General features: G+C 61.7%; 10 protein-coding genes. 2 read left to right on the forward strand and 8 right to left on the reverse strand.

Features of this window, described 5'->3' with window-relative positions:
* Nucleotides 1-6: 6 nt before the first annotated feature.
* The 6 genes from siaB to KUV86_RS16140 form a co-directional block, all read right to left on the reverse strand.
* Nucleotides 7-537 carry a biofilm regulation protein kinase SiaB gene (siaB, locus tag KUV86_RS16115; protein ID WP_222162987.1) on the reverse strand — a complete coding sequence of 177 codons (531 nt, stop codon included), beginning with the start codon at nucleotides 535-537 and terminating at the stop codon, nucleotides 7-9.
* On the reverse strand, nucleotides 525-2,585 hold the full coding sequence (siaA, locus tag KUV86_RS16120) for a biofilm regulation protein phosphatase SiaA (RefSeq protein ID WP_222485569.1): 2,061 nt from the start codon (nucleotides 2,583-2,585) through the stop codon (nucleotides 525-527). Before siaA ends, siaB begins: the two co-directional genes overlap by 13 nt.
* Before the next feature lie 311 nt (nucleotides 2,586-2,896).
* Complete coding sequence (locus KUV86_RS16125; protein ID WP_222485571.1) at nucleotides 2,897-4,708, reverse strand: acyl-CoA dehydrogenase C-terminal domain-containing protein; 1,812 nt, start codon at nucleotides 4,706-4,708, stop codon at nucleotides 2,897-2,899.
* Nucleotides 4,709-5,017: 309 nt separating this feature from the next.
* Nucleotides 5,018-5,785 carry an SDR family NAD(P)-dependent oxidoreductase gene (locus tag KUV86_RS16130; protein ID WP_222485573.1) on the reverse strand — a complete coding sequence of 256 codons (768 nt, stop codon included), beginning with the start codon at nucleotides 5,783-5,785 and terminating at the stop codon, nucleotides 5,018-5,020.
* 84 nt (nucleotides 5,786-5,869) lie between these two features.
* Nucleotides 5,870-7,522 (reverse strand): AMP-binding protein, encoded by a 1,653-nt coding sequence (locus KUV86_RS16135; protein WP_222485575.1) that lies wholly within the window; start codon nucleotides 7,520-7,522, stop codon nucleotides 5,870-5,872.
* A gap of 403 nt (nucleotides 7,523-7,925) precedes the next feature.
* On the reverse strand, nucleotides 7,926-8,492 hold the full coding sequence (locus tag KUV86_RS16140) for a TetR/AcrR family transcriptional regulator (RefSeq protein WP_222485577.1): 567 nt from the start codon (nucleotides 8,490-8,492) through the stop codon (nucleotides 7,926-7,928).
* A gap of 235 nt (nucleotides 8,493-8,727) precedes the next feature.
* On the opposite strand from KUV86_RS16140, the gene KUV86_RS16145 reads away from it, so the two are divergent.
* Together KUV86_RS16145 and KUV86_RS16150 are read left to right on the forward strand one after the other, a co-directional pair.
* Nucleotides 8,728-9,912, forward strand: a complete 1,185-nt coding sequence (locus KUV86_RS16145) for an acetyl-CoA C-acyltransferase (protein ID WP_222238116.1) — start codon at nucleotides 8,728-8,730, stop codon at nucleotides 9,910-9,912.
* 125 nt (nucleotides 9,913-10,037) lie between these two features.
* Nucleotides 10,038-11,207 (forward strand): MFS transporter, encoded by a 1,170-nt coding sequence (locus KUV86_RS16150; RefSeq protein ID WP_206937128.1) that lies wholly within the window; start codon nucleotides 10,038-10,040, stop codon nucleotides 11,205-11,207.
* A gap of 314 nt (nucleotides 11,208-11,521) precedes the next feature.
* Here KUV86_RS16150 and pstB read toward each other — a convergent pair whose 3' ends face one another.
* Together pstB and pstA are read right to left on the reverse strand one after the other, a co-directional pair.
* Nucleotides 11,522-12,331, reverse strand: a complete 810-nt coding sequence (pstB, locus tag KUV86_RS16155) for a phosphate ABC transporter ATP-binding protein PstB (RefSeq protein WP_206939114.1) — start codon at nucleotides 12,329-12,331, stop codon at nucleotides 11,522-11,524.
* A gap of 63 nt (nucleotides 12,332-12,394) precedes the next feature.
* Nucleotides 12,395-13,561 carry a phosphate ABC transporter permease PstA gene (gene pstA / locus KUV86_RS16160; protein WP_206937125.1) on the reverse strand — a complete coding sequence of 389 codons (1,167 nt, stop codon included), beginning with the start codon at nucleotides 13,559-13,561 and terminating at the stop codon, nucleotides 12,395-12,397.
* Nucleotides 13,562-13,575: the final 14 nt, after the last annotated feature.

The following is a 13,575-nucleotide window of genomic DNA, read 5'->3' on the forward strand; positions in this document are numbered from 1 at the left end:
TTTCCGTCAAATGGTAGCGGTAATGCAGAAGAAACTTTGCTGGTCCGACATCGGCTTGAGCGTGGACCGCAGCGGCTGACAGGACTTGCGCGCCATGTCGATCAGCCCCAGGCCTGCACCCCGGGAGCCCTCTTCCCGAGGCTTCCTCAGCTGCTGCTTGTAGACCCGCTTCAACTCACTCGCGTCCAGGCCGCTCAGCTCGCCGACGGTAGCCATCAAGCGCTCACCATCGGCATGCTCGACCACGTTGCCCGCGGACACCTGATAATGCCCTTCTGGACTGCGCGCAACGGCCACCGTGGCCGTCGCCCGGTGGTCGTCGTAGCCCATGGCGGTAGCGTAGTGGCTGATATTCTGCGTCATCTCGATGTAGGTCGAGAAGACGTCCATCGCCGCCGACGGCTCTGCCGACTCACTGTTCAGATAATTGCGAATGGCCTTGCCGATTTCTTCGATCAGACTATGAGAAATCGGGCCATTGAAGCTAAGCAGGACGCGCTGCTGGTCGAACTGCTCACGTAGCGTCAAGAGGTCCATGGGGTGTCCTCATCAAGACCATGGGAGATGTGGGTGGTCGCCTCAGCTGACGGCTCTGATGTGGCAGCAACAGGCTGGAAGCACAGCAATGTGATGTCGTCACGCTGGCGCTGGTCGCCCTGGAAGTGCTCGAGCTCTTGCAGGAATGCCGCCACCTGAGCGCTTGGCGTCAGCGCAGCGTGAGTCATCAGCATGGCCTCGAAGCGACGCTTGCCAAAGCCGAAGCCATCCTTGCCCCCCGCCTGATCCAGAAAACCGTCACTGCACAGGGTACAGGACCAGCCAGGGGCAACTTCCAACGTTTGATTACGATATTCACCTGGACGCTTGTAAGCCAGTGCGCGGCGCCCTCCCGCCAATACCTGAAGCTGGCTGCCGTCGGTGACATAGAGATCCAACTTGGCACCGGCATAGGTCAACCGTCGCTCATCGGCCTCTACCCATACCAGACCCACATCCATATGGGGGGTAACGGCCTCGGACTCGGTCTCGCCAAGCAAGGTACGCCGTATACGACGGTCCATCTCTGTCAGGATCGCCGCCGGGTCCTCTGGCCCCACCTGATTCACGGAGTTGTCGAAGGCCGCACGTGCCAGCATGGTCATCAACGCCCCAGGAACCCCGTGACCCGCGCAGTCGATGACGCCCAGCAGGTAGCCGTGGCCCGCATTGCGGAAGACGAAGATATCGCCGCCCACGGCATCCCGTGGATTCCACAGCACGCCATGATGGAGTCCGGCGCACTGGGTCAGGTCACGGCGGGGAAGTATCGCTTGCTGCAGGGCTCTGGCGCACTCCAGCGAATCATCGATCTGGCGCTTGGCCTCGCTCATCTGATGATTGGCGCTCTCCAATGCCGCCGTGCGGTGTCGGATTCGCTCCTCAAGCTCATCGGTATGCGCCATGACCTGATCCGCCATGCGCTGGAAGTCCCGGGACAGATCGCCGATCTCGTCGCCCCTGTCGCTGTCCAGCTCGACATCGTACTGGCCTCTCGCCAGCGCCTGAGCAGAGCGGCTGAGGCGCTGCACCGGACCCACGATCAGACGCTGCAGGGTGAACACGACCGCCACCAGCATGATGGCAAGACCCGACAGCAGCGCCACCAGCAACGGCATTAGCCAACGCTTTTCCAGCAGTTGCATGGCGTAGGGGTCTATCGCCGAGACCAGCCACCAGTCCAGTTCCGGCAGGTAGCTGACCGCCACTTCCCTTTCATCACCGCCCCAGACCAGGGTGCTGTTGATGACATCCTCATCACCGTCTCGAGCTTGGGTAAGCATCTGCTGCAACGCATCGGCGTCTTCTACCAAGGGTGACAACGTCTTCATTTCACCCGCATCACGGCTAAGGTCCGTGGCCTGGAAGTCGCCTCCCTCGGCGGTCGCCATCACCTGCCCCTGCTGGTCAAGCACGTAGGAAGACACACCCTGTGACTGGTCGTCGAAGCTGCTGGCCAGCAGGTGCTGGAAATTCAGGCCTCCACCCACCATACCGAGCGGCTGGTCAACACCATCCACGCGGACGTTGACCCACACCCGGGTGGTATTCAGCGCTCGACTGTAGGCCACCTGGACACCAAATGGCGCGCCGCTGTCCATGGCACGGAAGTACCAGGCATCTTCGTCGCTGTCGGCGTCGAGGCTATAGCGCGGGTCGCGACTCTCCTCGAGCCTGCCGTCGTTGTAGTAGAGCTGCCCTGTCTGATGGTGCACGACGTAGTAGTCATCCCCATCAAACTGCTGGCGAAACCCCTCGGCCTCACGGAAAAAGCGAGCCTTCAGTTCCTGGTCATCGATATCTGCCAGCCACTCGCGGGTGACCGCCATGTCGCCAAAGCGCTTGGCCAACGCCAGCTCGCGGGACAGCGGCGTGAGCATGCGCTGCAGGTGCAAGCGGCTGTACTGTTCGGCATAACGTTGAACGAAGTGACGTTCCAGATCCTGCAGCGCGTACATGCCAATCCAGACCATGGGCACCAACGCCATGAGAAACGACAACAGCGGCACCAGCAGAGACTTGACGCGCAAGCCCAGATGACGACTCATCAGAACTCCTTGGAGGGGCAAAGAAGACAACAGCGTGAGCCCGGGGCTTCACTGGAGGTAACATTCACTTGCTGCGCATCATGCCATGAAACCCCTATGTCCGCTAATGAACGCGCTCATCAGTGTAGTCTGATATTTATGACTTTACTGGTATCAGATAACTCACAGACCGATGCAGGCGCTGGCCAGTCGATCGACAACAGATAAAAAAAGCGGCGAGCCAGGCTCGCCGCCAACGATCAGTCACCTGACCGAGAGAGCTCGATTGACCGACCGCAGCGACGACACGCAGAGGCCGGTACGGTTCACGACTACCGCTCGAAGCCCAGGCCAAAGGCCCCTTCATCCAATCCCATCAGGCTCTCTGCACCTGACTGCATCTGCGCGGCGTGGGCTCTGGTGCGCGGCAACAGGCGCTCGAAGTAGAAACGGGCGGTATGGATCTTGGCCTCGTAGAAGGCCGCATCGGTTGGCGACTGTGCCAGCGCCTGGCGGGATGCCTTCACCGCTTTGGCGAACAGATAGGCCAGGGTGACGTAGCCGGAATACATCAGGTAGTCCACCGACGCCGCGCCGACTTCCTCCCGATCATTGATCGCCTTCATCCCGATCGCCATGGTCAGTTCGCCCCACTGACTGTTCAACTTAGCCAGAGGAGCAACAAAGGCGGCCATGTCCTCGTTGTCTGCTTCCGCCTTGCAGAACAGATAGATCTCCTTGGTGAACACCTTCAGGCTTTCGCCCTGGTTCATCAGCACCTTGCGTCCAAGCAGATCGAGGGCCTGGATGCCAGTGGTGCCCTCGTAGAGACGGGTAATCCTGGCGTCACGCACCAGTTGCTCCATCCCCCACTCGTGAATGAAACCGTGTCCACCGAAGACCTGTACGCCTTCATTGGTTGCCTCGAAGCCCAGCTCGGTCAGAAATGCCTTGACGATGGGCGTCAGTAACCCCAACAGCGTTTCGGCGCGCTCCCGCTCTTCCCCAGCCGACGTCTGTTCGACCACATCGATCAGCTGAGCGGTATACAGCACCAGCATCCGACCGCCTTCTGCGATGGCTTTCTGGGTCAACAGCATGCGCCGCACGTCGGGATGCACAATGATAGGATCCGCGGCCTTCTCCGGCGCCTTGGGCCCCGATAGCGCGCGCATCTGCAGCCGGTCACGGGCATAGCTCAGCGCGTTCTGGAAGCTGGCCTCGGCCAGGCCCAGCCCCTGAATGCCCACCCCGATCCGGGCCGCATTCATCATCGTGAACATGCAGGCGAGTCCCTTGTTGGGAGCTCCGATCAGGTAACCCGTGGCGCCATCGAAATTCATGACGCAGGTGGCATTGCCGTGAATCCCCATCTTGTGTTCCAACGAACCGCAGGTCACGCCATTGCGCTGACCGGGCTCACCCGCGGCATCGGGCAGAAACTTGGGGACGAGGAACAGCGAGATGCCTTTGGAACCCTCCGGCGCATCCGGCAACTTGGCCAGCACCAGGTGCACGATGTTGTCGGAAAGATCGTGGTCGCCCGCAGAAATGAAGATCTTGGTGCCACTGATGCGGTAGCCACCCTGCTCGTCCGGCGTGGCCTTGGTCTTGATCAGGCCAAGGTCTGTGCCGCAATGGGGCTCTGTCAGGCACATGGTGCCCGTCCAGCTGCCCTCCACCAGTTTGGTCAGATAGACCCGCTGTTGCTCCGGCGTGCCGTGATGGCGCAGCGCATCTGCTGCACCGTGAGACAAGCCGGGATACATGCCCCAGGAGAGGTTGGCTGCACAGATCATTTCCGACAACAGCATCGATAGTGACGGCGGCAAGCCCTGGCCACCATGCTCGGGCTCTGCGGCCAACCCGGGCCAGCCGCCATCGACGTACTGACGATAGGCGTCACGAAAGCCGTCGGGGGCCTTTACATCGCCGTCTTGCAGACGGCAGCCTTGCTTGTCTCCGCTCTGGTTCAACGGCAGCAACACCTCACGCGCAAAGCGCGCCCCCTCGTCCAGGATGGCAGACACCACGTCTGGCGAAACGTCGTCGCCAGCGGGCAAGCGGGCGTAATGAGCCGGGTAGTCAAACAGCTCATCCATCACGAAGCGCATGTCGCGCAGCGGTGCCTGATAATCTGGCATGGGTCACTCCTGTCGATCCGAGGCGATGCCCGTGCCACCATGGCTCAGCGGGCTTTCAAACATGTGTTTGAAAATAGCGGCGCAGCCGACCACAAGTCAAGCGTTCGTTTGAACTCATGGCGTCCCAGAGACACTGAGTGTCGATGGCACGATCGTCCCTGGCACCATGGTCAGCCATGCCTTGATCACCCGTCCTGTCGTCAGTCGTACTGGCACCACAGGCATCTTGGTCACTGACGCTATGCCATCACCCTGTGGGTGACAGCCGACGAGACGGCCGTCGCGTGCGCCTCGCCGGCACACTGCGCATTACTGCATGCGAATACCGCCATCCAGGCGAATGACCTCGCCATTGAGCATGCTGTTGGTAATGATCTGCTCGGCCAGCCGGGCGAACTCATCCGGCTTGCCCAGCCGCTTGGGAAAGGGCACGGCTTGCGACAGCGCTGCGACGGCGTCCTCAGGGATATCGGCCATCATCGGCGTCTCGAATACCCCTGGGGCAATCGCCATTACCCGCACCCCATGGCGTGACAATTCCCTGGCGGCGGGCAGACTCATGCCGACCACCCCTGCCTTGGACGCACTGTAGGCACACTGCCCTACCTGGCCGTCAAAAGCGGCCACGGACGCGGTATTGATAATGACACCCCGCTCACCGTCCTGACCCGGGCTGTTGTGTACCATCGTCGCCGCGGCCAGGCGCATCACGTTGAAGGTCCCCACAAGATTGATCTGGATGGTCCGGGCATAGGCCTCCAGGTCGGCAGGATGGCCATGGCGATCCACCAGCTTGGCCACGCTGACCACGCCGGCGCAGTGGATCACGCCGTCGACCCCCTCGCGCTCGCCATGCTGACGTGCCGCATCGAACACCGCCTGCATGTCGTCTGCTGAGGTGACGTCGGCGTGCATGGCGATAGCACCCTCACCCAGGTCCTTGGCCTGCTGGTCGATCTTGTCACTGAGGTCGCACAGCACCACCTGGGCTCCGGCTGCCACCAGTCTCTTGGCACAGGCAGCACCAAGCCCGGAGCCAGCGCCAGTGATCACAAAGGTGGCATCGTTGATATCCATGAAGTGTTCTCTCTCTTTACCAGACGTGCTTGACAACACACGCCCCGAGGGCTCCCTCGGGGCGTCAGAAGATGGCGCCAGGCGTCACGCCTTGGCGGCAGCATCGGCCCTCAACTTGAAGCGCTGAATCTTGCCGCTGGGGGTCTTGGGTAGTTCATCGACAAACTCGATCACCCTTGGAAAGGCGTGGGTCGACAGGCGCTCTCTGACCTGCTGGCGGATATCCTCGGCAAGCTCATCACTGGCCTCGAAGCCCTCCCGTAGCACCACGTAGGACTTGATAATTTCCCCACGAATGTCATCGGGTTGCCCCACCGCAGCCGACTCCGCCACGGCAGGATGGGTCAATACCGAGTTTTCCACATCGGTCGGGCCTACCCGATAACCTGCGGTAGTGATGATGTCGTCATCTCTGCCGGCAAACTGAAAACTGCCGTCGTCATTGCGGATGACCACATCTCCCGTCAAATAGTAGCCCTCGGCAAACGGATGCTTTTCCTGCCAGGTATAGCCGGGAAAGAAATGCGCCGGCGACCTCGCCACGTCGACGGCAAGCACACCGGGCTCACCCGGCGGCAGCTCGTTATATTCCGCATCAAGAATCACCAGGCGGTAGCCCGGCATTGGCACGCCCATGCCGCCGACATGCTTGGGATGGTCGAGACGATGATGGTTGTTGCAGGTCATGCCCGTTTCGGTCTGGCCATAGTGATCCATCACCGCGCAGCCCAGCGCCCTTTCAACCCAGTTGACCACTTCGGTATTCAGCGGCTCCCCAGCGGAACTTGCCGCCCGCAACGACAGTGTCTCGTGTGCCTGATCAAAGAGCCCGGACGCTTTCATCAAACGATAGGCGGTAGGAGCGGCGGCAAAGTTGGTGATGTCATGGCGCTGCATGAAGGCCAGTGCGCCTTCGGCACTGAAGCCGGCCTCGCAAAAATGCGTGGTCACGCCCAACAGCAAGGGTCCGGTGATCGCGTAATAGAGGCCATAGGCCCAGCCGGGATCTGCCATATTCCAGAAGCGATCCTCCCCACGCAGGTCGACGGCCAGCTCCATATATAGCGCAAAGGCGGGCATCGCGGAGAGCGGCACGGCAACCCCCTTGGGCTTGCCGACCGTGCCTGACGTAAACATCTGCAGGAACGGCTGCTCAGGGCCAAGGCGCGGTGGCGTAGCCGACGATGGCTCACTGGACAGGGCGTGATCCCAGTCGAGATCCTGCGGATGCGCCTCGCTGGCGCCACCCAGCGCCAGCACCGAGGGACAGGACGCCAGACCGTCAAACTTGTGACGATTGGCGCCATCGGTGATGACCAGCTTGGTATCGGCTCGCCCAAGACGGTAGTCGACGGCATCCGGGCCAAATGCCGTAAACAATGGCTGATACACGGCCCCCAGCCGCCAGCTCGCCAATACTGCGATCAACAGCTGGGGCGAGCGCGGCAGCATGCAGGCGATACGGTCCCCTGCTGCCAGCCCCTGGGCCGACATCCACGCGGCGAGACGTGCGCTCAGGCTATCCAGTTCGCGATAGCTCAGGCGTGTAACGGCCCCATCCGGTGCTTCGTGCACCAACGCCAGCACCTCGCCACGGCCCTGCGCTACATGACGCCCACAGCAGGCATAGTAAGCGTTGAGGCAGCCGTCACCATGATCGTCCAAGCGGTCAATCACCTGCTGTATATCAAACGTCTCGCGATAGGACTCGGCCGATGGGAGTGTGGCATGGCTCATGACGTGCCTCTTACATTGTGATTGTTGGGGAGCGCTGCCCTGGCCCAAGCATTCCGTTGACGTAAGCGTAAACCTAGCAAGCGCTAGGGTGAAAACTAGATCCTTCGTACAGGAGTGACAAGCACAACCGGGATAGACCATCGTCTAGCCTGACACCGCCGCCAGGATATCAGCGCCGCTGCAGACAGGATTCAGGGGGAAACTCATGCCAACGAAAGAGGGGAGATGAGCAAAGGCAATGCGAGTGAACAGAAGGGAGTCACCCAGAGGCGCTCATTGAGAGGAGCTCACGGAGTGAGGACCAATGAGATGAACTCATTGAGTGGGGATCACTGGAAGGGGAGCCTTTCGCCTGAGCCCCCTACCCCGGGATAGCGCCCCCAGGACGCTGGAAAGGTGACGCTCAGGTCCGGCGGGTCAGCATATTGACCAATTCATCGGCCAGTTGCTCTGGGCTGCGCGGACCGTCCGGGTCGTACCAGCGCACGGTCCAGTTCAGTGCCCCCAGCACAAAACGCGCGACCAGCGCTCGATCACCGGCCACCAGACCGGCTTCGATGGCCTCGTCGATGACGTCGTTCCACAGCCCCTCGTAGGCGTCCCTCAAGTGGGTCAGATGATCCCGCGCAGCGTCGTCCAGACGTCGCCATTCGTAGAGCGCGACGACGTGGGCGTTGCGATCGGTCAACAGCGTATCCAGATGGGCACGCGCCATGACATGCAGCCGAGACAAGGGGTCTGAGCCTGCGTCGTCGAGGGCCGCGCGAGCCAGCGTCAAGGCATTCTGCGTCCCCTCTTCGATGACAGCGGCCAGAATTTCCTGCTTGTCCCTGAAGTGATGGAACAGGCTACCCGACTTGATACCCATTTCCTGAGCCAGCATGCGCACGGTCGTGCGATCAAAGCCTTCCTGGACAAACAGCTGGGCAGCGAGGCGGATCAGCTCCTTGCGGCGAGGCGAGTCATTCATTACATTCATCGACAGTTACACTAGCGCTTGCTTGGTTTTGATGAGGGAAGCATAGCGCACCCTCAGGGTCAACGCCGACTGATCCTGTCAACGCCAGGGACCTGCAAGCGCATCTCGCCGGGCTGGGCCACACTGAAGGTCTTCCGCAGGCGCCAGCTCGCGATAGCCAACAACCACAATACCGTCATGGCCGGTCCTTAACGGGCCAGGCCATCAAGGTCACAGGAGGCACGCCATGCACCCGACCGACATCGTCTTTCTTGCCGCCGCCCGCACGCCCATGGGCGGCATGCTCGGTTCTCTTTCCAGCAAGACCGCACCAGAACTGGCCGCCTGCGCGATCGCCGCGGCTATCGAACGAGCCGCCATTCCCCCCGACGCCATTGAAGAAGGCATCTTTGGCTGCGTTCTGCCGGCGGGCGTCAAGCAAGGGCCAGCGCGTCAGGCCATGCGTCAGGCAGGCATTCCCGATCAGCGCGGCGCCACCACGATCAACAAGCTATGTGGTTCCGGCATGAAGGCCACCATGCTGGCCCACGACCTGATCAAGGCCGGCACGGCCGAGGTGATGCTGGCCGGAGGCATGGAGTCCATGTCCAACGCACCTCATGTCTTGACGAAGGCGCGCAGCGGCTATCGCCTTGGCCATGGCGAACTCAAGGATCACATGTTCCTGGATGGGCTCGAGGACGCCGAGACCGGTCGCCTGATGGGCGGGTTTGCCCAGGACGTGGCCAATGAGCGCGGCTATGACCGGGAACGCATGGACGATTTCGCGATCGCCTCCCTTGAGCGCGCCATGCAGGCCACCAAGGCTGGACACCTGATCGCCGAGATGGCTCCGGTGACCATCACCAGCCGCCAGGGCGATAGTCTGGTCGAGCAGGACGAACAACCCTTCCAAGCTCGCCTCGACAAGATCCGCTCCCTGCGACCGGCCTTTGCCAAGGACGGCACCATTACCGCCGCCAATGCCAGCTCCATCTCCGATGGCGCCTCTGCGCTGATCCTGTCGACTCGGGCAGCGGCCGATCGACTCGGCGCTGTGCCGTTGGCTCGCATGGTGGGACACAGCACCCACTCACGTCATCCGAGCGAGTTCACCATCGCCCCGGTCGGGGCCATCGACAGCCTGATGAAGAAGCTTGACTGGAAGGTCGACGATGTTGACCTGTTCGAGATCAACGAAGCCTTTGCGGTGGTCACGCTGATGGCCATGGATGATCTCGGACTGCCCCACGACAAGGTCAACGTCTTCGGTGGCGCCTGCGCCCAGGGCCACCCGGTGGGCTCTACCGGCTCGCGGATTATTGCTACCCTGATCCATGCCCTGCGCACCAAGGGCGGCAAACGCGGTATCGCCAGCCTGTGCATCGGCGGCGGCGAAGCGACGGCCGTCGCGGTAGAGCTGATCGACTGATACCGCCTCACTCACTGAGAACGAGGCGGTCATGCGTACCCATGTGTGTGACCCGTCATTCATCGACATAGGCCCAAGGCGCCGCAAGTGCTTTCGGCCTATGCCTCCCCTCACAGGAACCATGGATGGACCGCTCTCGACTCGCCCTGCCACTGATCGTACTGGCCCAGTGGTGTGGCACCTCGCTCTGGTTCAGCGTCAACGGCGTTGCCGCATCCCTTCGCGATGACCTGGGCTTGCAGGAAGCCGACATCGGTCTGCTCACTCTCGCCGTCCAACTCGGCTTCATCGTGGGCACCTTGGTCATCGCTGGCTCTGGTCTGGCGGACCGCCACCGAGCCAGCCGTATCTTTCTCTGTTCGAGCCTGGCGGGGGCCGCCATCAACCTGGCGTTCGTCCTCGCGGCCTCGAGCCCTGCCCTCGCCGTCGCCTTGCGCTTTGCCACCGGACTTTGCCTCGCCGGCATCTACCCGCTGGGCATGAAGCTGGTCATCGGCTGGACCCCAAAGCACACCGGCGCAGCGCTGGCCTGGCTGGTCGGCATGTTGACCCTGGGCACGGCCATGCCGCATCTACTGCGAGGTGCGACCCTTGACCTTCCCTGGGCCTGGACCCTGGCGCTGGCGTCTTTGCTGGCGGTCCTTGGCGGGCTTGCTGTCGGCCTGCTGGGGGATGGCCCCCACCTGCCGCACACCTCTGGACGGGCGTCTCTACGCGACGGGCTGGCGGCCTTTCGTGACCGCCACTTCCTGCGTGTGGCCGGGGGCTACTTTGGTCATTGCTGGGAGCTCTACGCCTTCTGGATGCTGGTGCCACTGCTGGTGAGCCGCGAGGTAACACGACTTGCGGTGGCCAGCCACTGGACCCCCTGGCTCAGCTTTGCGGTGATCGCGGTGGGTGCCCTGGGCTGTATTGCCGCCGGTGCCTACAGCCGGCATTACGGCAGTGCCAGGGCGGCCAATCTCGCCTTGGCCACCTCTGGCAGCCTGTGCTTACTCTACCCCCTGCTGGCCAACGTCAACCCGGCCCTGCTCATGCTGCTGCTGATGCTGTGGGGCTTCAGCGTCATTGCGGACTCGGCGCAATTTTCTTCACTGGCCTCGAGTGCAGCGCCCAAAGAACGTATTGGTGCCACCCTGTCTGTGATGAATGCCATCGGCTTCAGTCTGACACTGCCAGGCATCTGGCTTGGCGCCAGCCTGTGGCAGACCCTGGATGTGGCCGTGCTGTGGCTGTTGCTACCTGGCCCGCTACTGGGTCTGCTGTGCATGCGAGGGGTCGCCAGACCTGCCTGACTGGCGGTGCCTGACGGGCATGGCTGGTTACAGGAATGGCTGTCTACTGGCGAGGCTCTTCTCTACCGGCGTGGCTGTCTCGCCTCACTTGTAGCGCATGGCTTGAGCATCACCGTGCATGCCTTCCGACCGACATCACCGCGCAGAACGACAGCGTAGAGCGTCACTGCGGCATGATCGCCTAAAACAATGAGGGAGGCCCCTGGGCCTCCCTCACGGATGTCATGGTCTGCTGACGCTTGTCTGTGCTTGATGACGTCTCCCCGGGTTCACGCGGGATCGGTCAGTGCGCCAGAGCTGCCATCATCACTGGTCTAGCCGTACCGGCCTGTGATGTAGTCCTCGGCCTTCTTGGTATGCGGCGTCGAGAACATGGTCTTGGTGTCGTTGTACTCAACTACTTCACCCAGATGGAAGAACGCGGTGTAGTCCGCCACGCGTGCCGCCTGCTGCATGTTATGGGTCACGGTGATGATGGTGAACTGCTGCTTCAGCTTATCCATCAAGTCTTCGATGGTGGCAGTAGAGATCGGATCCAGTGCCGACGTCGGCTCATCCATAAGAATCACGTCAGGCTGCACGGCAATCGCCCGTGCAATACACAGACGCTGCTGCTGTCCACCGGACAGCGATGTCCCCGGCTGATGCAGCTTGTCCTTGACCTCTTCCCACAGGCCCGCGTCACGCAGCGCACGCTCGACAAGCTCATCCTGATCGGCCTTGCGGCTTACCAGGTCATGCATCTTGGGGGCATAGACAATGTTGTCGTAGATCGACTTGGGGAACGGATTGGGCTTCTGAAAGACCATGCCGACCCTGCGACGCAAGGCGACTTCGTCCATCTTCGACTCGTTCACGTCGCGACCATCCATTTCGATCAGCCCCTTGATGCTTACACTGGGGATCAGGTCGTTCATGCGGTTCAAGCAGCGCAGAAAAGTCGACTTGCCGCAACCCGACGGCCCGATCAGCGCCGTCACGTTCTTCTGGTAGAGATCCATGTTGATCGACTTCAGCGCGTGGAAGTCGCCGTACCACAGGTCCAGGTCTCTCACCCGAACGCTCAACTCATGATTGGCGTCGTCGTTGCGAGTGACCGGCTGGCCGGGCTGATCCTGCTTCATCACGTTCTCTCCGCGCTGGGCAACTTTCATGTTCATGGCAACGTATCCTGTTTGGGGGCCGCTTTACCAGCGCCGCTCGAATTTCTTGCGCAGCACCACAGCGGTGGCGTTGAGCGTGATGAGAACAGCCAGCAGCACCAGAATGCCGCCCGACGTCTTCTCGATAAAGGCACGATCCGGCTCACCCGCCCAGGTGAAGATCTGCGCCGGCAGCACGGTCGCTGCGTCGGTAAACGAAGTGGTCACATCTGGAATGAACGCCACCATGCCGACAATGATCAGCGGCGCCGTTTCCCCCATGGCCTGGGCCAGGCCGATGATCGAACCGGTCATGATGCCGGGCAGTGCCAGCGGCAGCACATGGTCACGCACCATCTGCCAGCGAGAGCATCCCACGCCAAAGGCGGCGTGGCGGATCGAGTCTGGCACGCTGCGCAGAGCGGTACGGGTGGCGATGATGATCACCGGCAGTGTCATCAATGCCAGGGTCAGGCCACCAATCACCGGAGACGAGCGTGGCACGCCAAAGAAGTTGATGAAGATGGCCAGGCCCAGCAGGCCAAACAGGATGGACGGAATGGCCGCCAGGTTGTTGATGTTGATCTCGATCAACTGGGTAAAGCGGTTGTCCGGGGCGAATTCTTCCAGGTACACCGCGGTCATGACGCCGATGGGGAATGCCACCGCCAGGGTGACCAGCAAGGTCAACACCGTGCCCATGGCCGCAGAGGCGATACCCGCCAGTTCAGGCATCTTGGAGTCACCGCTGGTGAAGAAGGTCGTGTTGAACGGAAGCTCCGCTCGGCCCTCTTCCTTCAAGCGATCGACCACCGCCTTCTCCTTGTCGCTGAGCCTGGCGTGGTGTCCCTTGAGATACTGGTCCACCTGGCCATCTGCCAGCACCCACTCCATGCGGGTCGTTCCCAGCAGGTCCGGATTGTCACGCATGCGCCCAGGGATCAGGCGCAGGTATCCACGGCTGACCAGCGGTCGAACGTCCTCATTGACCGCCGCCAGCGGAATCTGGCTCGCCTGCTCGGAATAGTCCACTTCCACCTGGATCTTGGCCTGCTGGAAGGCGGGCAGCCCCTTGACCAGCATGTCGGCGAAGAACAGCACCAGGAACAGTGCCGCCAGGCCAAGTGCCCCCATGGAAATCCACTTCAGCCGAGCCGACTTGCGGTGGCGTGCGCGGAGCTGGGCGCTGATGTCGTCGAAGGATTGTCTCATTGCTTGGGCTCCAC

The organism is Halomonas sp. DP8Y7-3 (genome assembly GCF_019801675.1).
GTDB lineage: Bacteria > Pseudomonadota > Gammaproteobacteria > Pseudomonadales > Halomonadaceae > Halomonas > Halomonas litopenaei_A.

What these genes read in the sequence shown, in the direction of transcription:
- siaB (WP_222162987.1), bottom strand. Translation starts at nt 537, where the DNA reads ATGGACCTCTTGACGCTACGTGAGCAGTTCGACCAGCAGCGCGTCCTG.
- siaA (WP_222485569.1), bottom strand. Translation starts at nt 2,585, where the DNA reads ATGAGTCGTCATCTGGGCTTGCGCGTCAAGTCTCTGCTGGTGCCGCTG.
- KUV86_RS16125 (WP_222485571.1), bottom strand. Translation starts at nt 4,708, where the DNA reads ATGCCAGATTATCAGGCACCGCTGCGCGACATGCGCTTCGTGATGGAT.
- KUV86_RS16130 (WP_222485573.1), bottom strand. Translation starts at nt 5,785, where the DNA reads ATGGATATCAACGATGCCACCTTTGTGATCACTGGCGCTGGCTCCGGG.
- KUV86_RS16135 (WP_222485575.1), bottom strand. Translation starts at nt 7,522, where the DNA reads ATGAGCCATGCCACACTCCCATCGGCCGAGTCCTATCGCGAGACGTTT.
- KUV86_RS16140 (WP_222485577.1), bottom strand. Translation starts at nt 8,492, where the DNA reads ATGAATGACTCGCCTCGCCGCAAGGAGCTGATCCGCCTCGCTGCCCAG.
- KUV86_RS16145 (WP_222238116.1), top strand. Translation starts at nt 8,728, where the DNA reads ATGCACCCGACCGACATCGTCTTTCTTGCCGCCGCCCGCACGCCCATG.
- KUV86_RS16150 (WP_206937128.1), top strand. Translation starts at nt 10,038, where the DNA reads ATGGACCGCTCTCGACTCGCCCTGCCACTGATCGTACTGGCCCAGTGG.
- pstB (WP_206939114.1), bottom strand. Translation starts at nt 12,331, where the DNA reads ATGAAGCAGGATCAGCCCGGCCAGCCGGTCACTCGCAACGACGACGCC.
- pstA (WP_206937125.1), bottom strand. Translation starts at nt 13,561, where the DNA reads ATGAGACAATCCTTCGACGACATCAGCGCCCAGCTCCGCGCACGCCAC.